Origin of the sequence: Aeromonas sp. ASNIH8 (genome assembly GCF_002919855.1) — a bacterium.
GTDB lineage: Bacteria > Pseudomonadota > Gammaproteobacteria > Enterobacterales > Aeromonadaceae > Aeromonas > Aeromonas caviae.
On sequence record NZ_PQLN01000050.1, the window covers coordinates 1 to 24,736 of the forward strand.

17 protein-coding genes, 3 tRNA genes and 1 pseudogene are annotated in these 24,736 nt (G+C 65.7%); 9 read left to right on the top strand and 12 right to left on the bottom strand.

All coding sequences use genetic code 11. The annotated features are described in order from the left end of the window. Positions 1 to 247: 247 nt before the first annotated feature. Positions 248 to 4,195: a trifunctional transcriptional regulator/proline dehydrogenase/L-glutamate gamma-semialdehyde dehydrogenase gene (gene putA / locus C3418_RS13725; protein WP_103858718.1), complete on the bottom strand. Its 3,948-nt coding sequence runs from the start codon at positions 4,193 to 4,195 to the stop codon at positions 248 to 250. A 398-nt stretch (positions 4,196 to 4,593) separates the two neighbouring features. On the opposite strand from putA, the gene C3418_RS13730 reads away from it, so the two are divergent. Continuing rightward, on the top strand, positions 4,594 to 5,031 hold the full coding sequence (locus tag C3418_RS13730; protein WP_041211205.1) for a VOC family protein: 438 nt from the start codon (positions 4,594 to 4,596) through the stop codon (positions 5,029 to 5,031). A 132-nt stretch (positions 5,032 to 5,163) separates the two neighbouring features. Here the strand turns inward: C3418_RS13730 and fumC are convergent, their stop codons facing one another. After that, a complete protein-coding gene (fumC, locus tag C3418_RS13735) occupies positions 5,164 to 6,555 on the bottom strand; it encodes a class II fumarate hydratase (protein WP_103858719.1) in 1,392 nt (463 codons plus the stop codon). A gap of 122 nt (positions 6,556 to 6,677) precedes the next feature. Between fumC and C3418_RS13740 the strand changes: the two genes are divergently transcribed. The 3 genes from C3418_RS13740 to C3418_RS13750 are packed head-to-tail and all read left to right on the top strand — an operon-like array spanning position 6,678 to position 9,751. Beyond that, positions 6,678 to 7,106: a MarR family winged helix-turn-helix transcriptional regulator gene (locus C3418_RS13740; RefSeq protein WP_045523708.1), complete on the top strand. Its 429-nt coding sequence runs from the start codon at positions 6,678 to 6,680 to the stop codon at positions 7,104 to 7,106. A gap of 37 nt (positions 7,107 to 7,143) precedes the next feature. Next, entirely contained in the window at positions 7,144 to 8,211 is a 1,068-nt protein-coding gene (locus C3418_RS13745) for an HlyD family secretion protein (protein ID WP_103244376.1), read from the top strand. Between the two features lies 1 nt (position 8,212). Then, on the top strand, positions 8,213 to 9,751 hold the full coding sequence (locus C3418_RS13750) for a DHA2 family efflux MFS transporter permease subunit (protein WP_103858720.1): 1,539 nt from the start codon (positions 8,213 to 8,215) through the stop codon (positions 9,749 to 9,751). Positions 9,752 to 9,817: 66 nt separating this feature from the next. On the opposite strand, the gene pepE is transcribed toward C3418_RS13750, so the two are convergent. The 3 genes from pepE to C3418_RS13765 form a co-directional block, all read right to left on the bottom strand. Continuing rightward, the gene (gene pepE, locus C3418_RS13755; protein ID WP_103858721.1) at positions 9,818 to 10,546 is read right to left on the bottom strand and encodes a dipeptidase PepE; all 729 of its coding nucleotides are present in this window, start codon (positions 10,544 to 10,546) and stop codon (positions 9,818 to 9,820) included. A gap of 120 nt (positions 10,547 to 10,666) precedes the next feature. Further along, positions 10,667 to 11,278 (bottom strand): response regulator transcription factor, encoded by a 612-nt coding sequence (locus C3418_RS13760; protein ID WP_052815175.1) that lies wholly within the window; start codon positions 11,276 to 11,278, stop codon positions 10,667 to 10,669. Position 11,279: 1 nt separating this feature from the next. After that, on the bottom strand, positions 11,280 to 13,187 hold the full coding sequence (locus C3418_RS13765; protein ID WP_181023103.1) for a PhnD/SsuA/transferrin family substrate-binding protein: 1,908 nt from the start codon (positions 13,185 to 13,187) through the stop codon (positions 11,280 to 11,282). 258 nt (positions 13,188 to 13,445) lie between these two features. Here C3418_RS13765 and dsrO point away from each other — a divergent pair, with 258 nt between their 5' ends. Genes dsrO through C3418_RS13780 form a run of 3 tightly spaced genes read left to right on the top strand, consistent with a single transcriptional unit; the run spans position 13,446 to position 18,437 of the window. Beyond that, positions 13,446 to 14,234, top strand: a complete 789-nt coding sequence (dsrO, locus tag C3418_RS13770) for a sulfate reduction electron transfer complex DsrMKJOP subunit DsrO (protein ID WP_052815173.1) — start codon at positions 13,446 to 13,448, stop codon at positions 14,232 to 14,234. Continuing rightward, complete coding sequence (gene nrfD / locus C3418_RS13775) at positions 14,224 to 15,330, top strand: NrfD/PsrC family molybdoenzyme membrane anchor subunit (RefSeq protein WP_103858723.1); 1,107 nt, start codon at positions 14,224 to 14,226, stop codon at positions 15,328 to 15,330. The genes dsrO and nrfD overlap by 11 nt, the downstream gene beginning before the upstream one ends. Next, on the top strand, positions 15,330 to 18,437 hold the full coding sequence (locus tag C3418_RS13780) for a tetrathionate reductase subunit A (protein WP_103858724.1): 3,108 nt from the start codon (positions 15,330 to 15,332) through the stop codon (positions 18,435 to 18,437). The genes nrfD and C3418_RS13780 overlap by 1 nt, the downstream gene beginning before the upstream one ends. Positions 18,438 to 18,493: 56 nt before the next feature. On the opposite strand, the pseudogene C3418_RS13785 reads toward C3418_RS13780, so the two are convergent. From C3418_RS13785 to C3418_RS13815, 7 genes and pseudogenes are all read right to left on the bottom strand, one after another. Further along, a pseudogene (locus tag C3418_RS13785) lies at positions 18,494 to 19,799 on the bottom strand (endonuclease/exonuclease/phosphatase family protein). Positions 19,800 to 19,881: 82 nt separating this feature from the next. Then, positions 19,882 to 20,613, bottom strand: coding sequence for an EAL domain-containing protein (locus C3418_RS13790; protein ID WP_103858726.1), 732 nt, complete (start codon positions 20,611 to 20,613; stop codon positions 19,882 to 19,884). A gap of 108 nt (positions 20,614 to 20,721) precedes the next feature. Then, complete coding sequence (locus C3418_RS13795; protein WP_049636154.1) at positions 20,722 to 20,994, bottom strand: hypothetical protein; 273 nt, start codon at positions 20,992 to 20,994, stop codon at positions 20,722 to 20,724. Positions 20,995 to 21,130: 136 nt separating this feature from the next. Continuing rightward, positions 21,131 to 21,215: transfer RNA gene (locus tag C3418_RS13800), tRNA-Tyr, on the bottom strand. 31 nt (positions 21,216 to 21,246) lie between these two features. Further along, a tRNA-Tyr gene (locus C3418_RS13805) sits at positions 21,247 to 21,331 on the bottom strand. Positions 21,332 to 21,373: 42 nt separating this feature from the next. Further along, positions 21,374 to 21,458: transfer RNA gene (locus C3418_RS13810), tRNA-Tyr, on the bottom strand. A gap of 213 nt (positions 21,459 to 21,671) precedes the next feature. Continuing rightward, a complete protein-coding gene (locus tag C3418_RS13815; protein WP_069651795.1) occupies positions 21,672 to 22,760 on the bottom strand; it encodes a ketoacyl-ACP synthase III in 1,089 nt (362 codons plus the stop codon). Between the two features lie 200 nt (positions 22,761 to 22,960). On the opposite strand from C3418_RS13815, the gene C3418_RS13820 reads away from it, so the two are divergent. Both C3418_RS13820 and C3418_RS13825 read left to right on the top strand, forming a co-directional pair. Beyond that, the gene (locus C3418_RS13820) at positions 22,961 to 23,914 is read left to right on the top strand and encodes a LysR family transcriptional regulator (protein ID WP_103858727.1); all 954 of its coding nucleotides are present in this window, start codon (positions 22,961 to 22,963) and stop codon (positions 23,912 to 23,914) included. 128 nt (positions 23,915 to 24,042) lie between these two features. Beyond that, positions 24,043 to 24,654: a LysE family translocator gene (locus tag C3418_RS13825; RefSeq protein ID WP_039041052.1), complete on the top strand. Its 612-nt coding sequence runs from the start codon at positions 24,043 to 24,045 to the stop codon at positions 24,652 to 24,654. Positions 24,655 to 24,736: the final 82 nt, after the last annotated feature.

Sequence of the window (24,736 nt, forward strand, 5' to 3'; positions counted from 1 at the left end):
GGCAATGCTGTTCACTTAAGAGAATTTGAGTTCCAGTCCACGTAGTATCAGGACAAAAAATCGAGGGAGGCATGATGCCTCCCTCTTTCTATTGCAAGCCCCGCTGGATAAAGGCTGGAGGAAGATCGACTGGACACAGCCTTGCCCCCTCAACTCAAATCCAATTTATGAATAATCAGTCAAAAAAGTGCTTATCTGAACAGCATTGCGCATCTGCGGGGCTTGAGTCTCCGTCACTATGCGGCGCTTAGCCTATGGTCATCAGGCTGGCGTTGCCACCGGCGGCGGCGGTGTTGACCGAGAGGGCGTGCTCGATGAGCAGGCGCTCCAGCGGGATGTCGGTCTCGCCGCGATGCAGGCCGTGCACACCGATGATGGCGCCGTTACGGGCTGCCTGGCGCGCGGCGGCGAGCTTGCTCACCTCCCGCAACTGATCCGAGTCGCCGTGGTGCAGCAGGGCATCGAAATCCGTCTCCCCCGTGGCCCAGTCCGCCACCAGCGCAATGGGATCCCGCACCTCGGTCGGCAGGGAAGAGAGCAGGGCGCGTGTCTGGGCATCGTCCGGCAGCAGCACCTGGCTGCCGACCGCCAGACAGGCGGCCAGCTGGGCCAGCAGGTCGGCCTTCTCCTGGGCAAGACAGAGCACCCGTTCCCGGGGCAGCAGGCTGTAGCTGTTGCGCTCGCCGGTGGGGCCGGTCAGCAGCTGGGTACGGCCGCTCTGGGAGAGCGCGGCGTAGTGATCGCACAGGGCGGCGAGGGCCGGATCCTGCTTGCTCGCCCAGTCGCGCAGGGCCACGAGGGGGGCTTTCGCCTCGGCATGCAGGGCACCGGACTCCTGGTGCAGCTGGTTGGCCACCGCTTCCTGGGGACGGGCGCCGAGCAGGCGATACATGTAGAGCGGGCCACCGGCCTTGGGACCGGTGCCGGAAAGCCCTTCCCCACCGAAGGGTTGCACCCCGACCACGGCGCCCACGATGTTGCGGTTGACGTAGAGGTTGCCCACCTTGGCCACGTTCACCACCTGGGCGATGGTCTCGTCGATGCGGGTATGAACACCCAGGGTCAGGCCGTAGCCGCTGCCGTTGATCTGCTCGAGCAACTCCCCGAGCCGGGTGCGCGGGTAGCGGACCAGGTGCAGCACAGGGCCGAACACTTCGCGTCCCAGTTCGTCCAGGCTGTCGAGCTCGATCAGGGTCGGCAGCACGAAGGTGCCGCGGCTGCAGGCATCCCCCTGGGTGCGGGCGATCTGGTGCACTTTGCGCCCCTTGTCGCCCATGGCCTTGATGTGGCGCTCGATGTTGGCCTTGGCCTCGGCGTCGATGACGGGACCGATGTCGGTGGAAAGGTGCTCGGGGCTGCCGACCTTGTACTCGGCCATGGCGCCCTTGAGCATCCGGATCACCCGATCCGCCACGTCATCCTGCACGCACAGCACTCGCAGGGCGGAGCAGCGCTGACCGGCGCTGTCGAACGCCGAGGAGATGACATCCATCACCACCTGTTCGGTCAAGGCGGAAGAGTCGACGATCATGGCGTTCTGGCCGCCGGTCTCGGCGATGAGGGGAATGGTGCGACCCTGGGCGTCGAGGCGACCGGCCAGGTTGCGGGAGATGATGCCCGCCACCTCGGTGGAGCCGGTGAACATGACGCCGCGCACCCGTTCGTCCGCGATGAGCGCCGCACCCACGATCTCACCACGGCCCGGCAGCAGTTGCACCGCACCGGCGGGAACCCCCGCTTCCAGCAGGATGCGCACCGCTTGTGCCGCGATGAGGGGGGTCTGCTCGGCAGGCTTGGCCAGCACCGTATTGCCGGCGGCCAGGGCCGCACACACCTGGCCGCTGAAGATGGCCAGCGGGAAGTTCCAGGGGCTGATGCAGACCACTGGGCCGAGCGGTCTGTGGGTGTCGTTGGCGAAGTGGTTGCGCGCCTGGGCGGCGTAGTAGCGCAGGAAGTCCACCGCTTCGCGCACCTCGGCGATGGCGTTGGCAAAGGTCTTGCCGGATTCGCGAACCAGCAGGCCCATCAGGGGTTGCAGTTCGGATTCCATCAGATCGGCAGCCCTGTCCAGCACGGCGGCCCGCTCGGCTGGCGGGGTGGACTGCCAGATCTGGCCGCTCGTGAGGGAGCAGGCGAGCGCCTTGTCCACCAGCGCTACCGTGGCTTCGCTCACCTGACCGACGACATCGCGGTGATCCGCCGGGTTGAGCACGGGCTGGAACTGGGTCGGCGCCTCGGTGTCGCAACCCAGCATGGGCACGGCCTGATAGGCGGTGTTGGTGCTGGCGAGCAGGGCGGCGGAGAGTGACCCCAGGCGGTGCTCGTTCGCGAGATCCAGACCTGCGGAGTTCGGGCGGGCCTCGCCGTAGAGATCCCGTGGCAGGGGGATGCGCGGATGGGGCAGACCCAAGGCCCCTTCACGGGCGGCCATCTGCTCGATCTGCTGCACCGGATCCTGCACCAGATCCGAGAGGGAGATGTTGTTGTCCGCGATGCGGTTGACGAAGGAGGTGTTGGCCCCGTTCTCCAGCAGGCGGCGCACCAGGTAGGCGAGCAGGGTCTCGTGGCTGCCCACCGGGGCATAGATGCGGCAGGGGCGACCCAGCTTGCCGTCGGCCACCTTGCCGACCACCTGTTCGTAGAGCGGTTCACCCATGCCGTGCAGGCACTGGAACTCGTACTGACCCGGGTAGTAGTTCTGACCCGCCAGCTGATAGATGGCAGACAGGGAGTGGGCGTTGTGGGTGGCGAACTGGGGATAGATGGCCTCGGGCACCGCCAGCAGCTTGCGGGCGCAGGCGAGGTAGGAGACGTCCGTGTAGGGCTTGCGAGTATAGACCGGGTAGCCTTCCAGCCCTTCCTGCTGGGCGCGCTTGATCTCGCTGTCCCAGTAGGCGCCCTTCACCAGACGGATCATCAGGCGGTGACGGCTGCGCTTGGCGAGATCGATGACGTAGTCGATCACATAGGGGCAGCGCTTCTGGTAGGCCTGGATGACGAAGCCGATGCCGTTCCAGTCGGCGAGGGACGGATCGAAGCAGAGCTTCTCCAGCAGATCGAGGGAGATCTCCAGCCGATCGGCCTCCTCGGCGTCGATGTTGATACCGATGTCATACTGCCTGGCGAGCTGGGTCAGGCCCAGCAAGGTGGGGTAGAGCTCCTCCATGACGCGATCGTACTGGGCGCGGCTGTAGCGCGGATGCAGGGCGGAGAGCTTGATGGAGATGCCCGGCCCCTCGTAGATGCCGCGACCATGGGAGGCCTTGCCGATGGCGTGGATGGCCTGCTCGTAGGAGGCCAGATAGCGTTTGGCGTCCTCCTCGGTCAGGGCCGCTTCCCCCAGCATGTCGTAGGAGTAGCGGAACCCTTTGCTCTCCATGCCGCCTGCGTTCGCCAGCGCCTCGGCGATGGTCTCGCCGGTGACGAACTGCTCACCCATCAGGCGCATCGCCATGTCGACGCCCTTGCGGATGAGCGGCTCACCCCCCTTGCCGATGAGTCCCTTGAGGGAGCTGTTCATGCCCGCCTCGTTGTGGGTGGCCACCAGCTTGCCGGTGATGAGCAGACCCCAGGAGGCCGCGTTGACGAACAATGAGGTGCTCTGGCCCAGGTGCTGGCTCCAGTTGCCGCCGCTTATCTTGTCGCGGATGAGGGCATCCCGGGTCGCCTTGTCGGGGATGCGCAGCAGCGCCTCCGCCAGGCACATCAGGGCCACCCCTTCCTGGGAGGAGAGGGAGAACTCCTGAAGCAGCCCCTGCACCAGGCCCTGACGGCCGCTGGCGCTCTTCTGGTTGCGCAGCTTCTCGGCGATGCCCATGGCCAGCTTCTGGGTCGCGTCAGCCTTCTCCTTGGGCAGACGGGCCTGCTCCAGCAGCATGGGGACGGCTTCGGTCTCGGGGCGGCGATAAGCCCCCGTGATGGCGGCCCGCAGCACGGACTGGGGCAGAATGCTCTCGGCAAACTCGAGGAAGACCTGGATGCCCTGCTCGGTCAGGGTCTCGACGGCCTCTTCCCCGGCGGCGGCAGCCAGCCCGGAGTGCTCGGGCGGGGTCAGACCGCGATCCAGTTGCTCCAGATAGGTGAAGATGGCTTGCTTGATCAGCCAGTGGGGAGTGCGATCCAGGGTCTGCGCAGCCTGTTTGAGGCGGTCGCGGGTCGCTTCATCGAGTTTGACGCCGAGGGTGGTAGTGGCCATGGGACTTCCTGTGTCTAGAAGGTAACAATATTACCGGACGGTTAAATTTCGCCGATGATGGTGCAACCAGGTGCAACCTTCAAGCAAGAAATTTTAATGTATTGGTTACATTGTTGAATTCTTCCATGAATCCGGTCTCTATCAGGCTCCTTTCAAGCCCGCCGCTTGTCCGCTTTTCACAGTATTATTAATGGGTTGGCAATGCATCTTATGAATGCTGATGTGAGGTGCAACCTCTTGTAAATGTGGTTGCACTTTTGGGGGTTAGACCGAGGCGGGGCGGTGATCACGGCTCCCCATGCGGGGAGGGGGACCGGATCGCCACCTGACGGTGCCCCGTGCTCTTCTATGCTGTTAGCTGGCCACAGGGGCCAGCTATCGGTGACAAGGAGAAACCCATGGCGCGTGTCAGTACCTATCTCAATTTTGCCCGGGAGACGGAGGCTGCCTTCCTCTTCTATCGCGAAGTGTTCGGCGGTGACTTCAGCGGCCCCATCCACAGGTTCAAGGAGTCCCCGGGTTGCCCGGGCCAGCCCCCTTTGTCGGAGGAAGACGGGGAGCTGGTGATGCATGTGGCCCTGCCCATCCTTGGGGGCCACGTGCTGATGGGCACGGATGCTCCGGCCAGCATGGGGTTCACCCTGGTGCAGGGCAACAACAGCTACCTCAACCTGGAGCCGGACAGCCGGGGCGAGACCGATCGCCTGTTCGCAGCCCTGGCCGAGGGAGGCAAGGTGGAGATGCCGCTGGCGGAGATGTTCTGGGGTGACTATTTCGGATCCCTGGTGGACAAGTTCGGCACCCACTGGATGTTCAACTGCCAGAGCAAGACCTGACGGCAGATCTGCAATGAAAAGGGCGCCATGGCGCCCTTTTCATCTTTATTGCCCATCACTGTCCCTATTTGCTGCGCCCCGCCACCTGCGGTGGTATGCCCCGGGTATGGGATTGCCGTGCGCTGCGCTGCCTTATGACGTGCGACCCACCATGTCAGCGGGGATCACCCAGGCATCGAACTGCTCCGCGCTGAGGTAGCCCGAGGCAATGGCCGCCTCCCGCAGACTCAGTCCCTGATGGTGCGCCCGCTTGGCGATCTCGGCCGCCTTGTCATAGCCGATATGGGGGTTAAGGGCCGTCACCAGCATCAGGGAGCGGGAGAGCAGATCGTCGATCCTGGCCTGGTTCGGGGTGATGCCGACGGCGCAGTGGTCGTGGAAGCTCTGCATGCCATCCCCCAGCAGCCGCACGCTCTGCAGGACGTTGTAGGCGATCATGGGCCTGAACACGTTGAGCTCGAAGTTGCCGCTGGCACCGCCGATGTTGATGGCCACATCGTTGCCCATCACCTGGGCGCAGAGCATGGTGAGGGCCTCGCTCTGGGTCGGGTTGACCTTGCCGGGCATGATGGAGGATCCAGGCTCGTTCTCGGGGATGAGCAGCTCCCCCAGCCCGCTGCGGGGGCCGCTCGCCAGCCAGCGCACGTCGTTGGCGATCTTCATGAGGGAGGCTGCCAGCGTCTTGAGCGCACCGTGGGCGTGAACCTGGGCGTCACTCGCCGCCAGGGCCTCGAACTTGTTGGGGGCGCTCACCAGCGGCAGGCCGGTCTGCTCGGCCAGGGTCCTGGCCACCGCCTCGGCAAAGCCGGGAGGACAGTTGAGGCCGGTGCCTACGGCGGTGCCGCCGAGCGCCAGCTCGCACAGATGGGGCAGGGCGGCCCGTAGATGGCGCTCCCCCTGTTCAAGCTGGGCGACCCAGCCGGAGATCTCCTGGCCCAGGGTGAGGGGAGTGGCATCCTGCAAATGAGTGCGGCCAATCTTGACGATGTGGTCGAAGGCGGCGGCCTTGCCTGCCAGGGTCTGCTTCAGGGCTGCGAGGGCTGGCAGCAACCGCTGCGTGATGGCGGTGACCGCCGCCAGGTTCATGGCGCTCGGAAAGACATCGTTGCTGGACTGGCTCTTGTTTACCTCGTCGTTGGGATGCACCAGCCGCGCTTCCCCCCGGGGGCCGCCGAGCAGTTCGCTGGCCCGGTTTGCCAGCACCTCGTTGAGGTTCATGTTGGTCTGGGTGCCGGAGCCGGTCTGCCACACCATCAGGGGAAACTCGGCGTCGTGCAGGCCGCGCAGGATCTCGTCGGCGGCGGCCATGATGGCCTGGGCCTTGCGGGCCGGCAGCAGCCCCAGGGCGTGGTTGACCCGGGCGCAGGCGGACTTGATGCGGGCCAGGGCATGGATGATCTCCATGGGCTGGCGCTCCCCCGAGATGTTGAAGTGATGCAGGGAGCGCTGGGTCTGGGCCCCCCAGAGCCTGTCCGCCGGGACGGCTATCTCCCCCAGGCTGTCCCGCTCCATCCTGATATCCATGACGTGTCTCCTGCCGTTGAGGTGGTGGCACCCAGCATGAACCCAAACGGCGGCCGGGGCCAGCTTGCACATGGATACGCTTCGCATATAATAAGTAAAGCTTACTATATAGGTTGCATATCATGAACAAACAACCGGACACCCTTGGCTTTCTCATCGGCGACGTCCAGCGCCTGATGCGCCGCCAGTTCCAGCAGCAGCTGGAGGGAAGCTGCCTCACCCTGGCCCAGGCCAGGGCTCTGGTGCACATTGCACGCAGCGAAGGGATCCGCCAGGTGGATCTGGCGGAGCGGCTCGACATCCAGCCCATCACCCTGGCCCGTCAGCTCGATCAGTTGGCGGAGAGCGGCCTGGTGGAGCGGCGCAGCGACCCCCATGACAGGCGGGCCTATCAGCTCCATCTGACCGAAGGGGCCGCCCCCTATCTGGCGATGATCAAACAGGCGTCCGATCTGGTGCATCAGAGGGCCATCGGCGAGCTGGGGGAGGAGGCGACCGAGGCGCTGTGCCGCTCCCTCAAGATCCTGCGTGCCAACCTCGGCCACCTCTGATGCTTTCCTGTGATGCCAACCAACGTGGAGCCATATCATGACCACTGATTCCCCCTCTTCCTCCCGTCCCGCCGCCAACCGGCGCCGCACCCGCCTGCTGTTGCTGGTGGTGGTGCCGGCACTGGCCCTGATCGGGGCGGGCGTTATCTACCTGCAGGGCGGGCGCTATGTGGAGACGGACAACGCCTATGTGAAGGCGGACAAGGTCCCCATCAGCACCGAGGTGCTGGGCCGGGTGGCCAAGGTGTTCGTCGAGGAAAACCAGCAGGTCCGGGCTGGCCAGCCGCTGTTCGAGCTGGATCAGGAGTCCTTCCGGGTCGCCGTGGCCAAGGCCGAGGCGGAACTTGCCAAGGTGCGCACCGATCTGGTGGCGCTGCAGACCAGTTATCGCGGCCAGCAGGCGGAGATCGCCGTGGCCCGCACCCGCCATGCCTATGCCCTGAAGGAGGAGCATCGCCAGGCGGATCTGGTGACCAGGCACTTCACCTCCACCGCCAATTACGACGATGCCCGCCAGCTCACCATACAGACCGCCCAGCAGCAGGTGGCGCTGGAGGAGGGGCTCAAGAAGATTGAAGCCTCCCTCAGCGGGGACGTGAACCTGCCGGTGGAGCAGCAGCCCGCCTATCAGGAGGCCGCGGCCGAGTTGGCCAAGGCCAGGCTGGATCTGGCTCGCACCACCATCTATGCCCCCGCCAACGGCATCGTCAGCCAGTTGCCCAAGCCCGGCCAGTACAATCTGGTGGGCATGACCGCCATGATGCTGGTGGAGACCGACACCCCCTGGGTGGAGGCGAACTTCACCGAGACGGAGCTGACCCATGTGCAACCTGGCCAGAAGGTGGACATCAGTGTGGATACCTACCCCGATGCGCACTGGACCGGGGTGGTGGAGAGCCTGAGCCCGGCCACAGGCTCCGAGTTTTCGGTGATCCCGGCCCAGAACGCCACCGGCAACTGGGTCAAGATCGCCCAGCGGGTGGCAGTGCGGATCAAGCTGGATTCGGGAGCGGATCTGCCCACCCTGAGGGCGGGTCTGAGTGCCACCGCCGAGATAGACACCGGCCATCAGCGCACCCTGCCTGGCCTGTCAGGTCGAGGTTGATATGACGAGCGCAGCCACAGGGCAGGCAGACCAGGCTTCCCGTCGCACCTTCATCACCCTGTCGGTGATGGTGGCGACCATCATGCAGGCGCTGGACACCACCATCGCCAACGTCGCCCTCCCCCACATGCAGGGAGCCATGGGGGCGACCCAGGATCAGATCTCCTGGGTGCTCACCTCCTACATAGTGGCGGCCGCCATCTTCATGCCGCTGACCGGTTTCATCTCGGCAAGAATTGGCCGCAAAAGGCTGTTCATGTGGTCGGTGGCGGGCTTTACCGTTGCCTCCATGCTGTGCGGCGCGGCCCAGAGCCTGGATCAGATAGTGCTGTTCCGCCTGCTTCAGGGGATCTTCGGTGCCAGCCTGGTGCCCCTCTCACAGGCGGTGCTGCTGGACACCTATCCGCCGGAGAAGCACGGCTCCGCCATGGCGCTCTGGGGGATAGGGGTCATGGTGGGCCCCATTCTGGGGCCGTCGCTGGGGGGCTGGCTCACCGAGTACTACAACTGGCGCTGGGTCTTCTACATCAACCTGCCGTTCGGCCTGCTGGCCTGGTTCGGACTTGCCGCCTTCATCGAGGAGACGAAGATCGATGCCAGCCGCCGCTTCGATCTGCTGGGGTTCGCCCTGCTGAGTCTCGGCATCGGGGCGTTGCAGATGGCGCTGGACAGGGGAGAGTCCCAGAACTGGTTCGCCAGCCGGGAGATCGTCATCGAGACCGCCCTGATGGTGATGGCGTTCTACCTCTTCGTGGTGCATATCTTCACCCACCCGCACCCCTACATAGAACCGGCCCTGTTCCGGGATCGCAACTTCAGCGTCGGTCTGCTCTTCATCTTCATCGTCGGCATCATCTTGCTGGCGACCATGACGCTGCTGCCTCCCTTCATGCAGGGGCTGATGGGTTACCCGGTGATCGACGTGGGTTACCTGCTCGCCCCGCGCGGGGTGGGCACCATGGTTGCCATGATGCTGGTGGGCAGGCTGTCGGGCCGGGTGGATGCCCGCTACCTCATCCTGTCAGGGCTGCTGCTCACCAGCTTCTCCATGTGGGAGATGACCCTGTTCAACACGGATATCGGCAGCTGGGACATAGTGCGCACCGGCATCATCCAGGGGCTGGGGCTCGGCTTCATCTTCGTGCCCCTCTCCACCATCACCTTTGCGACCCTGGCGCCGCGCTATCGCAACGAGGGGACGGCGCTGTTCAGCCTGGTGCGCAACATCGGCAGCAGCATCGGCATCTCGGTGGTGATCACCTATCTGGCCCAGCGATCCCAGATGAACCACGAGGCGTTCGCCGCCTACATCACCCCGTTCAATGTCAACCTGCATCAGGGCGGGGGCATGGCGGAGCTGATGACGCCGAAGGGGCTGGCCATGATCAACGGCGAGGTGACCCGGCAGGCCAGCCTGCTCGCCTATCTGCAGGATTTTCGCCTGATGATGTGGGTCAGCCTGTGCGCCGTGCCGCTGGTGGTGTTGCTGAGGGCTCCCGGGCGCAGCGGCTCTCGGGAGGAGATGGCCATTCTGGAATGAATCACGAAGGGGCGAGCAACAAAGCAAGAGGGATGGCGCAGGCCATCCCTCTGTCGTTTGGCAGGATCAGCGTGCCGGCGTGAAGGGGGTGAGCGCTGCCAGAGGCGCAGCGTCCCCGTATTCCCGGACGGGTTCGCCGTGCCTGAAGATCTTGAAGGTCTCGCCCCGGGCACTCCAGTACTCGATGTGATTGCCGCCGATCTGCAACAGGCTCGCCTCACGCAGGGCCACCACGGATTCGCTCGGGTTGATGGCGCAGAACTCGGCCAGACGCTCGTCCCGGGTCTCCCCCATGTGGCCGCTGATGCTGGCGTCCAGATAGTGTGGGTTGATCTGCACGGGGAAGAGCCCCAGCGCAGGCAGCACGACGGCGCTGCACACCGGCATGTCGTTGGTGGTCCGGATGCTGGGGGTGGCCACGTTGCAGCCGGCGCTCCAGCCCACATAGGGCACGCCTCGCTCGCGCACGGCACGCTGGATGGGCACCACCAGGCCGTATTCGTGCAGCAGCTGGTTCAGGCGCCAGGTGTTGCCGCCGCTGATGAAGATGGCGTCGGCCCGCTGGATGGCATCCACCGGATCGTCGAACTGGTGGATGCTGATGGCCTTCACCCCCAGGCTCTCGCTGAGTTCGAAGGCGCGGGCGTCCCAGTCGCTGCGGATCACCGCGTAGGGGATGAGCAGGATGCGCTTGACCTGGTTGCGAGCGAGCAGGGTTTGCACCCGGTCGCGGGCCCAGCCGAGCAGGCCGGGGTGTTCTGTGGTTTTACCGTTGCTGAGCAGAAGCAGTTCCATGATGTGTCCTCGAAACAAGGCGCAGGACCCGAGCGATCCTGGTGAAGAGAAGAGGGCACTCTACCGCCATCGAAGCGCCAAATGTGTGATCCCTGCCCGTTTTGTACGGTTGCAGGCCACTCAGGGGTGTTCGTTCACCTGCGCGTAGCGCAGCAGCATCTCGGCGAGGGAGTTCACCGCCAGGCGTTTCATCAGGCTGGCGCGGCACACCTCGACGGTGCGCACCGAAATGCAGAGATCCTGCGCTATCTGCTGGTTCTTGTGGCCCCGGGCGATGAGCTGCAACAACTGGCGTTCGCGCGGGGTGAGGCGCTCAAAGGCGGCCAGCTGGGCGAGGCGGGTGGCCGCCGCCTGCGTCGCCTGCTCGGCCCGCTCGATGGCGGCGAGCAGGGGGACCAGCTGCACCGGCTTTTGCAAGAAATCCACCGCCCCCTGCTTGAGGGACTCCACCGCCAGGGGCACCTCGCCGTGGCCGGTGAGAAACAGGATGGCGATGGGGCTCTGGGCCGCCTTCAGCCGCTGCTGCACCTCGGGGCCAGAGAGCCCCGGCATGCGGCAGTCGAGGATGAGGCAGGCGGGCTGGTGCAGATCGACCTCTGCCAGAAAGCGCTCGCCATCGGAAAAGCTGAACAGCTGCCGCTCGTCGCAGCTCTCCAGCATGAAGCGCAGGGAGTCGAGCACGGCCTCGTCGTCATCGACCAGATAGAGCGGGGGGCGGGCAGGGGTCGGCATCTCAGTTCCTTGGCATGTCGGTGGATGAAGGGAGGGTTTCGGGGGGCGGCACAGGCAGAATGACCCGGGCCAGACAGCCGTGGGGGCTCAGGTTCTCCAGGGTGAACTGGCCGCGATGGCTCTCGACCACCTCCCGGCAGATGGCCAGCCCCAGCCCCATGCCATCCGCCTTGTCGCTGTAAAACGCCTGCTGCAGCAGGGCCGCAGGTTCCCTCAGGCCGGCGCCGTTGTCGCGGATCTCCAGCCGCAGGCTCTGTGCCTCGAAGGCGATCAGCAGCTCGGCCCGGGCAGGCTCCTGTGCCGCTGCTGGCGTAGGAAGGCGAGCCCTCTGCGCCGCACTCTCGGCGCCATTCTTGATGAGGTTGACCAGCAACTGCTCCATCCCGGTGCCGTCCAGAGGGAGCCGGCGCGGCTGGCCTCGCCAGTGCAGGGTGAAGGCGACGTCGAGGGGCGCCAGCATCTGCTCCAGCAGGGGGCACAGCTCCGCCACCAGGGTGGGGAGGTCGCAAGGCGCGAAGCGGGGAGGGCGCTTCTGCAGCCGGGCCCTGAGCCGGTTGACGGTCTGGGTGATGCGCTGGACCTGGAGCCCTATCTGCTCCAGGGCCTGACGCAGGGAGGCCTGGGCGGCAGCCTGGGCCGGATCCTGTGCCAATTTGTCCAGTCGCAACAAGGCCCCCTGGCTGTAGTTGGCGATGGCGCTGAGGGGCTGATTGATCTCGTGGGCCACGTTGGCGCCCAGCTCGCCCAGTTCGGCGAGCCGTCTGGCCTGTGCCAGCTGGCGTCCCTTCTGCTCGAGCTGGTGGCGGGCTTTGAGCAACCGGCGCTGGCTGCGGTTGAACAGGTATTGCAGCAGCAGGTGGTGGCCCCCCAGCAGCAGCACCAGCGCCAGGGCGCCCCAGCCCCACTGCTGATGCTGGCGCAGCCAGTGCCAGGCCGCTTGCCACCAGGGGCCCTGCAGCGGGTGGCGATCCAGCGCCTGGAGCAGGCGGTCGATGGCGAGCTCGCTGGTGGGCACGGTCCAGCCCGCCGAATCGGCGGCGATGGCCGCCTCGCTATCTGCGGGCAGGTCGAACAGCGCACGGGTCACCGCCAGCGCCAGCGCGGGGGAGGCCCGCTCAGTCTTGGCGAAGGACCAGTTGGGGTAGAGCCGGGTCGAGCTCTGGCAACCAAAGCCGGTCGGCGCCTGATCATCCAGCACCCGATATGCCCCCCTGGCGACCTTGCCCTCCCGCTCCATGCGCTCGAGCTGACACACCGGCACGATGGCGGCGGCCACCTCGCCAGCCGCCAGCCGCTCGATGAGCCGGTCCAGCGGAAAGCCGGTGAACTGCACGGTGGAGAAGAAGCGCTCCAGCCGAACTCCCTGTTCGCCCGCCTCGAAGCGATAGGCGAGGTAGCCGCCGAAGGCGTTCTCCGAGACGGCAGCGACCGCTTGTCCCTCGAGGTCACGCCAGTGTCGGTAGGGGGCCTGGGCGGGCACCACCAGGGCGGCGCCGATGGCGAGGTTGTCCCCCCCGGCCGGGCTCTTGAGGGTGGCGAGCCAGGCCAGCGGGAACTGGCGCGCCAGACTCACCGACTGGCCCGGGTTGGTGATGACGAAATCGAGGTGCTCGAGGGCGACGGCCTCGGCCAGTTCATCGAGCCCCAGCGGATGCAGCACGAAGCGATGGCCGGGCACGCGCTGTGCCAGCCAGCGCAGCAGCGGTTGCCACTGGGCTCTGGCCAGGGCCGGGCCGCGGGTCGCCAGCACGCCGATGCGTATCGGCTCGGCCATGGTCTGCCCCGGCGTGGCCTGGGATGGTGCGGATTCCTGTCGGGCCGGCGCTGGCGAAGAGGGGGTCGGGGCGGCTTGCACCCGCAGCGGCAGGGCTGACAGGGCGAGCCAGAGCAGCAGGCTGAGCAGGGGCAAGGGGACTGGGGCGTGCAGGGGGCTCTCCTCTCGGTGCAAAGGGGGCAGTCTATCACCGGGGCGCGCGCTTGCACGCGAACGGGGCCGGGAGGAGCGGCAAACGCCGCCCCGGTCACAGTTCAGCAGGGCTGGGGCATTTTTTATTGCGCTGGATCAACCCGGCTCCCGGTATGTGGAAAACCACAATAGAGGCGACTTCCTGCGTTGAGGACAATCGGCCCAACCCCTTTCAAGCAGCTCAGCAGAAGGAAAGACGCCATGGAGCCCAGCAAGCGCCGATTGTTATCCGGGATCGCCGCCCTCACCGCAGGGGCGGCCCTGATCCCCGTCACCCAGGTTCAGGCGCAGTCCGTTCCCGCTCCCCGCAACGGGCGGGCGGCCATCAGCCGGGGGGATGGCCGCAAGCGTTACGGCATGCTGATCGACCTGCGCCGCTGCGTCGGCTGTCAGGCCTGCACCGTGGCCTGCACCATCGAAAACCAGCCTCCACTCGGCCAGTTTCGCACCACGGTGAGCCAGTACGAGGTGAGCGACGTGGCCGCCCTCGAGGCTCCCGCCTCCCTCTTGATGTTGCCAAGGCTCTGCAACCACTGCGCCGAGCCCGCCTGCCTCGATGTCTGCCCCACCGGCGCTACCTTCCAGCGCGACGACGGCATCGTGGTGGTCAACAACGACTGGTGCGTCGGCTGCGGCTACTGCGTGCAGGCCTGCCCCTATGACGCCCGCTTCATCAACCACGAGACCAACACCGCCGACAAGTGCACCTTCTGCGCCCATCGGCTGGAGGCGGGGCTCTTGCCCGCCTGCGTGGAGAGCTGTGTCGGCGAGGCGCGCATCATCGGCGATTTGAACGACCCCAAGAGCCGGATCAGCCGCTTGCTGCGCGAACACGAGTCGGCCCTCAAGGTGCTCAAGCCGGAGGCCCATACCCAGCCGCGGGTCTTTTATCTCGGCATGGACGAGGCCTTCGTCAGCAAGGTCGACGGCAACCCGGCCCTGCGCACCCTGCTCACCGACGATGGCAAGGAGATAGCCCATGGTCATTAACGAACTGCTGGCCCCGGCTCAGCCCATCACCTGGCTGCCCTGGGCGGTGCAATATTTCTTCCTCATCGGCCTTGCTTACGGGGCCCTCTGGCTCGGCGCGTTTGAGCTGTGGCGCAAGGCGCCGGACCCGCGGCTGCAGACCCTGGCGGCGGTGCTGATGGTGGCGGCCGGTCTGGTGGCTCCCATCGCCCTGACCGCGGATCTGCACCAGCCGGCCCGGGCCTGGCACTTCTACGCCCAGACGCGCTTTGGCTCCGTCATGTGGTATGGCGCCTATCTGCTGCCGCTGTTCAGCCTGCTCTCCATGCTGCTCGGCTGGCTGCTGCTAAGGCCTGCCCTGGCCCGGCGCGGCGCAGAAGGGGACAAGATAGCCCGCCTTGCAAAGCTGCTCTGTCTGGGAGACTGGGCAGGGAAATCCTGGCTGCGGCCCCTCTCCCTGCTGGCAGCCCTGAGCGGGCTCAGCATCGCCCTCTACACCGGGCTCGAAACCATGGCGGTGGCGGCGCGCCCGCTCTGGCATACCCCCTGGTTGCCCTGGCTGCTGACCCTGAGCGCCGTGCTGGGGGCCCAGAGTGCCCTGCTGCTGCTCAACCGCTTGTTGGCGGGCTGGCATGCCCAGACCGAGTCGACCCTGCTGCGCCAGAGCGGCTGGACCTTGAGCCTGCTGGCGCTCTCCCTGCTGGGCTGGGCCCTGTTTGGTGGCGCCTCGGCGGCAGAGGCCGCAGCCCTCTATCGGCTCGACCCGAGCTGGCGGCTGGCGGCCCACTGGCTGTTGCTGACCCTGGGGCTGGCCAGCCTGCTGATGCTGCTGCGGCCAAGGCTCTCTGCCCGCCTGGCACTCTGGGGGTTGGCGCTGCTGGGGCTGCACCTGGTGTGGGGCCTGCGCTGGCTGGTGCTGATCCAGGGGCAGCTCGCACCCAAGTACGGGGCTGGCGTCTACCTCTATGAAATCGCCTGGGGCCCGGCCGGTGTGCTCGGCATTCTCGGCACCTTCGGTCTGTTGCTGGCCCTGCTGGTGGCCCTCTCGGAGCTGGTGCGCCCCTCTGTTTCCTCTGCCATCAAGGCACCCACTCTTTTTGCACGCGAGGCACTCTGATGGATCACAGCAAACGCAAGTTTCTCAAGGGCGCCGCCATTGCCGGTGGCACCGGGCTGTTCGTCGCCGGTTACAGCGACACCCTCAAGCAGGTGGCGACTGGCCTCGCCACCGGCAGCTCGGGCAAGCCGACCCGGGATCCCATCCATGGCAACTCGCTGGCCGTGGAGTACCGGGTTGACGAGCGGGGGGAATTGCATCCCAACCCGGCCCAGCGGGTTGCCAACACCATGTGCCTCGGTTGCTGGACCCTGTGCGGAGTGCGGGCCCGCATCGACAATGAGCGCGACCAGATAGTGCGGATCCTGGGCAACCCCTATCACCCCCTCTCCGCTCACCATCACATCGACTTCAAGACCCCGATCAAGCAGGCGCTGCTCGCCACCAGTGGCTACCAGGAAGGGGGGCTGGACGGGCGCTCCACCGCCTGCGCCCGTGGCAATGCCATGCTGGAGCAGCTCGACAGCCCGCAGCGGGTCACCCGTTGTCTCAAGCGGGTGGGGCCCCGTGGCAGCGGCCGCTGGCAGAGCATCCCCTTCGAGCAGCTGGTGGCCGAGGTGGTGGAGGGGGGCGATCTGTTTGGCGAGGGCCTGGTTGAGGGGCTGCGGGCCATTCGCAACCTCGCCGAGCCCCTCGACCCGGCCAACCCGGAGTACGGCCCCAGGGCCAACCAGCTGCTGGTGAGCAACGCCTCGGACGAGGGGCGGGATCACTTCATCAAGCGCTTCACCTTCAACAGCTTCGGCACCCGCAACTTCGCCAACCACGGTGCTTATTGCGGCTTGTCGTTCCGGGTCGGGGCCGGCGCCCTGCTGGACGATCTGGAGAAGAACGCCCACCTCAAGCCGGACTGGGACGAGAGCGACTTCCTGCTGTTCATGGGCACCTCGCCCCAGCAATCGGGCAATCCCTTCAAGCGCCAGTCTCGTCAGCTGGCGGCAAACCGGGCGCGACCGGGCAAGCCGTTCTCCTACGTGGTGGTGGCTCCCAGCCTGCCCAACACGGTGAACATGCCGTCCGCCCCCGCCAACCGCTGGCTGCCCATCCGTCCCGCCACCGACTCGGCGCTGGCCATGGCCATGCTGCGCTGGATCATCGACAACCAACGCTATGCCGAGCCCTTCCTGACGGCACCCAATGCCGCCGCCGCCGAGCGGGCCGGCTATCGCGGTTTTTGCAACGCCAGCCACCTGGTGCTCTGTGATGAGACCCACCCGCGCTTCGGTCAGATGCTGCGGGTCAGCGATCTTGGTTTGCCCTTTGAGGGGGAAGCCTATGGAGAGGGGGATGCCATGCTGGTAGAGGAAGCGGGCAGCGGCGAGCCGAGACCCGCCGGCCAGTGTGAGCGGGCCAACCTCTGGGTGGATCGCACCATTCAGGGCCTCAAGGGGGAGCTGATGGTGAAGAGTAGCTTCCAGCTGCTGGCCGAGGCGTGCCGGGAGCACACTCTCGCGCAATACAGCGCCGAGTGCGTCGTGCCGGTGGCCGATATCGAGGCGCTGGCGCGGGAGTTCACCAGCCACGGCACCCGGGCGGCGGTGGTCTCCCACGGCGGCACCATGAGCGCCAACGGCTTCTACTCGGCCTGGGCCATCATGATGCTCAACGTCATGATTGGGAACCTCAACGCCCGGGGCGGCGCCGTGGCGAGCGGCGGCAAGTTCGATCCCTTCGGGGCGGGGCCGCGCTACGATCTGGCGAGCTTCCCCGGCATGGTCAAGCCCGCCGGGGTCTTCTTGTCGCGATCCAAGTTCCCCTACGAGAAGACCTCCGAATATCGCCGCAAGCGCGAGGCGGGCCAGAACCCCTATCCGGCGCAAGAGCCCTGGTTCCCGATCTCGGGCCCATTGCTCGGCGAACACCTGACTGCGGCGGTGAACGGCTATCCCTACCGGCTCAAGGCCTGGATCAACCACATGGGCAACCCCCTCTACGGTCAGGCCGGGCTCAGCAAGGCCATAGGCGAGCAGCTCAAAGACCCTGCCGTGCTGCCCCTTGTGGTCAGCATCGACAGCTTCATCAACGAGTCGTCGGCGCTGTCGGATTACATAGTGCCTGATACCCTCACCTACGAATCCTGGGGCTGGGCCACCGCCTGGCACGGGGTGATGACCAAGGTCTCCACCGGCCGCTGGCCCATCGTGGAGCCTCGCGTCGCCAAGACCGCCGAGGGGGATCCGGTCTGCATGGAGTCCTTCTTTATCGCGGTGGCCAAACGGCTGGGGTTGCCGGGCTTTGGCGAGGGGGCACTCAAAGGGGCGGATGGCAAGGTGCATGCCCTGCACAAGGCGGCGGACTTCTCCCTCTACGGGGCGGCCAACGTCGCCTATCTCGGCGAGCCGGTGCCGGCCATAGATCCTGAGGATCTCGCCTGGTCTGGGGTGGAACGCATTATGCCCACCCTCAACGCCACCCTGAGTGTGGAGGAGGCGGGTCGCGCCGCCTACCTCTTCGCCCGCGGCGGGCGCTTCGAACCGGCAGTCAAGGGGCGCGACGACGCGGGTCAGCCGAGCAAGCGCTGGCCCAAGCCGCTGATGGTGTGGAACCCCGAGGTGGGTAGCCGCCGTCACAGCCAAAGCGGCAAGTTCCTGAGTGGCACTCCGCGCTTTTTCCGCCCCCAGCTGGCGGATGGTACGCCGCTCAACGAGGCGTTCAAGCCGGCCCAGTGGCCGCTGCTGCTCACCAGCTACAAGTCCCACACCATGAGCTCCATGAGTATCGGCTCGGATCGCCTGCGCCAGGTGAACCCCAGCAACCGGGTGCGGCTCAATGCGCAAACGGCGGCGCAGCTGGGGATCGAGAGCGGGGACAGGGTGCGGGTGAGCACCCCGGATGGCAGCGTGATTGGGGTGGCCGAGTGCGTGGCAGGGGTGCAGGCCGATGCCATCGCCATCGAGCACGGCTTCGGCCACAAGGAGCTGGGGGCGCGGGAACATTGGATAGACGGCCAGAAAGTGGTTGCTAATCCGCTGCGCGGGGCCGGGGTCAACCTCAACGATCTGGCGGTGTTGGATCCCAGCCGCCATGGCCGCTACCCCCTGGTGGACTGGGCCATCGGCTCGTCGGCCCGCCAGGGGCTGCCGGCCCGGGTGGAGAAGCTGGTATGACAAACCAATGAAAACGGGGCCTGCGGGCCCCGTTGCTTGTCTGCTCTGCGTCGCTGTCACAGTGTGACGTCGACCCACACCAGGCGGTGATCCGAGCTGACGCCCTTGGCGATGCCCAGCTTGGCATCGTACACCAGGTGGTAGCCCGGCTCGAAGCTGGCCGGCCAGAACACGCCGGAGGCGACCGCGTTCAGGTTGGCGGAGGGGAGCACGTGGTCGAGCTGCAGGCCGCTGCTGCTGGTAATGCGCTCCGGGGTGGGGCGGTTGTTGTTGCGCTTGCACTGATCCGGCTGGCTGGCGAGGCACTCGGGGCCACCTTGGCTGACCGGGATCAGGGCGCCGTTGGTGACGGCCTGATTGACCAGCACATGGTTGTGCAGCGCCTGAATGGCGGTGAGATCCCCATCGCCAATCTGGGGATCGGCGTTGAGATCCCCGGCGATGACGAACCTGGCGCCCTCGGCCAAGCCACCCGCCTTGCCGGCGTCATCCACCATGTAGCTGGCGGTCTCCACGTAGTCCTGCCAGAAGGCGACTTCGGCCCGGTTGTGCTTGACGTTGTGGCGCGCCGCGTTGCCGAAGATGGGCGGGGTCGGGTGGGAGATGAGGAAGTGGATCACCTCCTCCTTGTTGCCGCGCTTGATGCGCACCGGCACGTCGGCATGGTTCTTGGACGAAAGCGGGAAGGCCTGCCAGGCGGCGTCGTCATACCAGGCATCGCCACACTGGCGGCCGGCCGGGATCGGCGCCTTGGCATTGTTGCAGTCGTCGATGACGGGATTCACTTCGCCCGGCATGTCCTTCCACTTGAATGTCTGGAAGGTGCGGATCTGCTTGGTATCGATGGGGTACTGGGACATCACGGCGAAGGCGTATTGGCCGTGGTAGTTGCCAAAGCCCCAGGCGTCGTCCGGCCCGTTGTTGACCTTGCCGTCCAAGTTTAGGTCATGGCCGCTCATCAGGCCGGTGTTGGTGGCGAAGTTCTGCAGCACCGGGTAGCTGATGGCGGTCACCTCGTCGTGCTGGGCATGGGCCAGGTAGTTGTCGTTGAAGGCTTTGAGGTCCGTGGTGTCGCGGCCCTTGCCGTCATTGTCGAATTCGCTCAGCAGGAACACATCCGGCCGGGTGCGTTGGATGATTTCGGCGATGTTGCGGATCTGCTGCACGTCGAGGGCCCTGGTCTTCTCGGCGCCGCTCAAGGTGCCGTCGGCGAGGCGGGCCAGCAGGGCATCCTGCTCGGTGCGACTGAGGGCCAGTTCACCGGCGAGCATGCCGGCGGCGGTGCGATCGAAGGCGAGATTGAAGGTGGCAAAGCGAACCATGGCGGGCCTCGGCGTCAGTGTGGCCGGGACAGCCTGCCATCTTTGGCAGGAAAATGGCAGCACCCTGCCGAATTTCATGGGAAAGGTGCCCGGGTTTCCCCCGTGACACGCAAGCGCTCGGCTCAGGCCCAGCGGGAGAGAGGGGAGGGAATGGCGTAGGCGTAGCCCTGCTGGTAGTCGCAGCCCAGCCGGTTCGCCACCTCGATATGGGCCTGGGTCTCCACTCCCTCGCACACCACGGCCATGCCGAGTCGTTGCAGGTATTTCACCAGCCCCGTCAGCATGTTGAGGGCATGGGTGCTACGTACAGCCTGGAGCAGCAGGGAACGATCCAGCTTCACGATCTCATAGGGGAGCATCATCAGGCGCTGGAAGTTGCATTCCAGGGAGCCGAAGTCGTCACAGGCGATGTGGGCGCCATGGGCTCGCAACACCTCGATCATCTCCCTGTGCTGGTGCTTGATCCTGACGTGTTCCAGCACCTCGAACCAGATGGCGATCCCCAGCTTGCGGGCCTGGAGCAGCACCAGCAACAGCAGATTGCGGTAGGTGGGGCTGGAGAGCGCCGGATTGAGGTTGATGGAGAGCGCATAGGGGCCTTTTTGGGCGAGCACGGGCAGATCGCGCATGATGGCCCTGAGCATGACGATATCCAGGTGCAGAGCGTCATCTTCGCCGAGGGCGGCAAAATCGATGCCCTGATAACCCTGGCTGCCGGCATCCCAGCGTCTGGCCAGCACCTCATACCCCTTGACCTGACGATCCTGGCCGATGATGGGCTGATAAAAGGGGACGACGATATCCGCCATGCTGACCATGGCACTCACGGGATACTCTTCTTTGAACGCAAACATGGCTCTCACCTGACGGGAACATGGCTGCGCATCATACAGGGAGGGTCTAAAGGGAGGCTGTAGGAAGAGTCTGATAATGGGCCCTGCTTGGGCGTGGGCAGGAAGGGATCAGGGAAGGGCATGGCCCTGTGCAGGTGCGGTGCCAGCCAGGGGGGCTGCGTGCATGGCCTGGGCAAGCCAGGACCAGTCGAGCATGGGGGAACCCGCCTTGAAGCGCTGATAGGCGCATCCCTGACGGATGGTCAGGAAGAGGGTGCTCGGCAGGCCGAGGCGGTTGAGGTAGCGCACCATCACGTCTCCCTGGTAATCCCGCAGCCGCAGTTGCAGCTCGGGCAGTGTCAGCCCGTGCTCGCGACCCGTTTCATCCCAGATTTCAAACATCTGTGTGCACTCCTTGCGACATGAGGCTCCACTGTTTCTAAAAAGTGCGGGGAGGGCAATTGTCAGATCTGACAGCGCCATATGGATTCTATCCAGAAAAGCGAAAACCCGGCGCGAGGCCGGGTTGTCTGAAGGATGGTGGAGGGAGAAGGATTCGAACCTTCGAAGGCAGAGCCGTCAGATTTACAGTCTGATCCCTTTGGCCGCTCGGGAACCCCTCCACAGGGGCATTGCATATTGTGTTCAGGAAGATGGTGGAGGGAGAAGGATTCGAACCTTCGAAGGCAGAGCCGTCAGATTTACAGTCTGATCCCTTTGGCCGCTCGGGAACCCCTCCACGGGGTATTTTCCTGATTTTTACTTACTTGACGCACTTGAATGGTGGAGGGAGAAGGATTCGAACCTTCGAAGGCAGAGCCGTCAGATTTACAGTCTGATCCCTTTGGCCGCTCGGGAACCCCTCCCCAAGTGCGAGGCCGCATACTACCAGATCCGGCAAGGTTGTGAACCCCTTGGCCGCATTCTGACGACAAAAAAGTGTCAAGTGGTCATTTTTTGATATGTTTCGCTCAAAATTCACACTTTTCAATGACTTTTATGTCGCTGCCGAAACGGCGAGGGGACGTAGGGGGGCTGGCTGCCAGGAGCCACGGGGCTCCTGGGGAGCTGGCGCTCGCTCAGGCGTCGGCGGGGCGGGCCTGCTGGCAACCCTGCACCGCATGGGCGATGAGTTCGAGGGCGCTCTGCTCGCAGGGGGGCAGCACCTCGTCGCAACTCGCGATCGGGGTGACGCGATCCCCCCACTTGATGAGGGCGGCGCCCCAGGTCAGCCCGGCCCCGAAGGCGGCGGTCAGCAGGTAGCTGTTCGGCTTGACCCGACCCTGCTCCAGCGCCTCGCACAGGGCGATGGGCACGGTGGCGGCGGAGGTGTTGCCGTACTGCTCTATGTTGACCATCACCTTCTCCATGGGGGCGTTCATCCGCTTGGCCAGGGTCTCGATGATGCGAACGTTCGCCTGGTGCGGCACGATGAGGTCGATCTGCTCGGGGGCGATGCCGGCCTGGGCCAGTACGGTGCCGGTGGCTTCGCCCATGCCGCGCACGGCGCGCTTGAAGATCTCCTGCCCCTCGAAGTTGAAGGTGAAGAGGCCGTCAATGTCGGCGAAACGCACCCGATCCGTACCGAAGTTCGGCACGTGCAGTATCTCCCGCGCTTCGCTGTCACAACCGAGCTTGCTGGCAATCAGGCCGCTCTCCTGCTCGCTCGCCTCGATGATGACGGCGCCTGCGCCATCCCCGAACAGCACGGCGGTGTCGCGCTTGGCCCAGTCCAGCAACTGGGTCAGCCGCTCGGCACCGATCACCAGCACCCTTTGCATCATGCCGGTCTGCACCAGGGAGGTGGCGACCGAGAGGGCATAGACGAAGCCGGTGCAGGCGGCGTTGAGGTCGAACACCGCCGCCTTGTGGGCGCCGAGGGCCTGCTGCACGGCGGAGGCGCCATTGGGGACCAGCGTGCCCGGTGTGGCGGTCGCCAGGATGATGCCATCGAGGGCGGCGGCGTCCAGACCTGCGCACGCCAGGGCGCGACGGGCGGCCAGGGTGGCGAGCGTCTGGGTGCTGACATGGGAGACCCGGCGGGCCTTGATGCCGGTGCGCGGGTAGATCCACTCGTCCGAGGTATCCATGATGGTGCCGAGGTCATCGTTGGTCAGCGAGGCGGGGGGCAGGCATTTTCCCCACCCGGTGATAGTGGCGTATGTCATCTTGTCGTCGCTTGTCGTGATGGCCGCCCTGGGGCGGAAAGTGGCGAAATTATGCCGCACGGGGCGTTCACTGTCATCCTGCGGTCCCCCCAGTGTAAGGGGAGTGGCGGGAGCAAGACCGTGATTTTGCTTAAATTTCCGCTTCTCCTTGCCGTAAGATGAAGGCCCGACCCAGGCTCTCCCTTCCCGAGGTGTTGTCAGTGCACAAAGCGAATCTCAACCTGTTGCCCACCCTCAAGGTGTTGCTGGAGACCCGCAACATCAGCCGGGCGGCGGAGCTGCTGCACCTGAGTCAGCCCTCTATCAGCAAGCAGCTCGGCCAGCTTCGCAGCGAGTTTGGTGACGAGCTGCTGGTGCGGGAGGGGCAGCGCTGGCTGCTGACGCCGCGGGCCGAGAGTCTGGCGGCGGCGCTTGCCGACTCCCTCGGTGCCCTGGAGCGGCTCTACGCGGCGCCGGAGTTTGTCCCCGAGCGCTGCGAGCGGGTGTTCCGGCTCGCCTCCTCCGACTACGTGGCCCAGCACATCCTGCCGGACATCTGTGCTGCCCTGGCGAGGGCCGCCCCCCGAGCGGCGCTGGAGTACAGCCTGTGGGACAAGCGCCTGCTGCCCCAGCTCTGGCAATCTGAGCTGGACATGGTCTCCACCATCACGGAGCTGGTGCCGGACCAGATCCGCGGCCTGCATCAGGGGGAGGACAGGCTGGTGGTGCTGATGGGGCGCCATCACCCGCTCTCTGGCATGGCGCCCAGTCTGGAGGATTACCTCGCCTGGCCTCACCTGCAGGTGAGCGGGGGCGGGGACAAGGACAGCCCGGTGGAGCAGGTGCTGGCCCCCCGCGGGCTCTCCCGTCGCTGGTTTGCCCGGGTGCCTTTCTTCCAGGCCGCGGTGGAGGTGCTGCTGCGCACAGACTGTCTGATGACCACCCCGGCCCATATCGCCTGGCAGCTCTCCCGGGAACATGCCCTGAGTTTTTGCGATCTCCCCTTCGCCACCCGGGTCCAGCAGTATCATCTGCTGTGGCACCAGCGCCACCACCTGGATCCGGCTCACCGCTGGTTTCGCGAGCTGGCCTATCCCTTCCTGCGGGATCACCTGCAATTCACCCTGGGGGAGAGTCGCAAGCAGTTGGCCCGAGGGCCGCAGGCGAGCCGCTGATGGCAGCGGGTTGTGCCACTCTATAGCCACTGGCTATGGGCTCTATTCATAACTTTCACTTCTGGCATAGCGAGCCACCCCCTACCCTGATCCCGGGTGACAACAATCGACACGAAGGAAGAGAAGGTATGGAGCTGACGAGTTGGCTGGCGCTGGCCGCCATTTGCGTGATGGGGGCCATCAGCCCGGGGCCGAGCCTGGCACTGATCATCCGCAATACGGTGCAGGGAGGGCAGGGCCACGGGGTCGCCACGGCGCTGGGACACGGCCTGGGAGTCGGCATCTATGCGCTGATCACGGCCCTCGGCCTCGCCATCCTGATAACCCAGACCCCGCTGCTGTTTGATCTGATCCGCTACGGCGGCGCGGCGTTCCTCGCCTGGCTCGGGATCAAGGCGTTGCTGGCCAGGCCCGCAGGGGGTGAGGCAGGCAAGGAGGAGGGGCACCCGCCACGGGGACGTCAAGGGGCGTTCGAAGGCTTTATGGTGGCCTTCTTGAACCCCCAGCTCGCCATCTTCTTCATCGCCCTGTTCAGCCAGTTCGTGCATGCCGACACCGGCTGGCGTGAGGGGGGCATCATGATGCTGACCGCAGGCGGCATCGATGCGCTCTGGTATGTGCTGGTGGCCCTGGTGCTCTCTCGCGGGCCCGTACTCGCCTGGCTCAAGGCCAAATCCACCGTGATCGACAAGGTGAGCGGCCTGGTGCTGCTGGGGCTGGCCCTCAAGGTCGTGATCTAGCTCCGCGTCGGGTGCCAGCGTAGTCGGCACTCTCTCAGGGCCAGGGGATGAGGGGGGCAGCCAGATGTCCTTGTACCGGGTC

Excerpts from the sequence above, each read along its gene's own strand:
- C3418_RS13760 (WP_052815175.1), bottom strand. The coding sequence starts at position 11,278 with ATGCCGACCCCTGCCCGCCCCCCGCTCTATCTGGTCGATGACGACGAG.
- C3418_RS13825 (WP_039041052.1), top strand. The coding sequence starts at position 24,043 with ATGGAGCTGACGAGTTGGCTGGCGCTGGCCGCCATTTGCGTGATGGGG.
- pepE (WP_103858721.1), bottom strand. The coding sequence starts at position 10,546 with ATGGAACTGCTTCTGCTCAGCAACGGTAAAACCACAGAACACCCCGGC.
- C3418_RS13730 (WP_041211205.1), top strand. The coding sequence starts at position 4,594 with ATGGCGCGTGTCAGTACCTATCTCAATTTTGCCCGGGAGACGGAGGCT.
- fumC (WP_103858719.1), bottom strand. The coding sequence starts at position 6,555 with ATGGATATCAGGATGGAGCGGGACAGCCTGGGGGAGATAGCCGTCCCG.
- dsrO (WP_052815173.1), top strand. The coding sequence starts at position 13,446 with ATGGAGCCCAGCAAGCGCCGATTGTTATCCGGGATCGCCGCCCTCACC.
- nrfD (WP_103858723.1), top strand. The coding sequence starts at position 14,224 with ATGGTCATTAACGAACTGCTGGCCCCGGCTCAGCCCATCACCTGGCTG.
- C3418_RS13750 (WP_103858720.1), top strand. The coding sequence starts at position 8,213 with ATGACGAGCGCAGCCACAGGGCAGGCAGACCAGGCTTCCCGTCGCACC.
- C3418_RS13815 (WP_069651795.1), bottom strand. The coding sequence starts at position 22,760 with ATGACATACGCCACTATCACCGGGTGGGGAAAATGCCTGCCCCCCGCC.
- C3418_RS13740 (WP_045523708.1), top strand. The coding sequence starts at position 6,678 with ATGAACAAACAACCGGACACCCTTGGCTTTCTCATCGGCGACGTCCAG.
- putA (WP_103858718.1), bottom strand. The coding sequence starts at position 4,195 with ATGGCCACTACCACCCTCGGCGTCAAACTCGATGAAGCGACCCGCGAC.
- C3418_RS13790 (WP_103858726.1), bottom strand. The coding sequence starts at position 20,613 with ATGTTTGCGTTCAAAGAAGAGTATCCCGTGAGTGCCATGGTCAGCATG.
- C3418_RS13795 (WP_049636154.1), bottom strand. The coding sequence starts at position 20,994 with ATGTTTGAAATCTGGGATGAAACGGGTCGCGAGCACGGGCTGACACTG.
- C3418_RS13780 (WP_103858724.1), top strand. The coding sequence starts at position 15,330 with ATGGATCACAGCAAACGCAAGTTTCTCAAGGGCGCCGCCATTGCCGGT.
- C3418_RS13745 (WP_103244376.1), top strand. The coding sequence starts at position 7,144 with ATGACCACTGATTCCCCCTCTTCCTCCCGTCCCGCCGCCAACCGGCGC.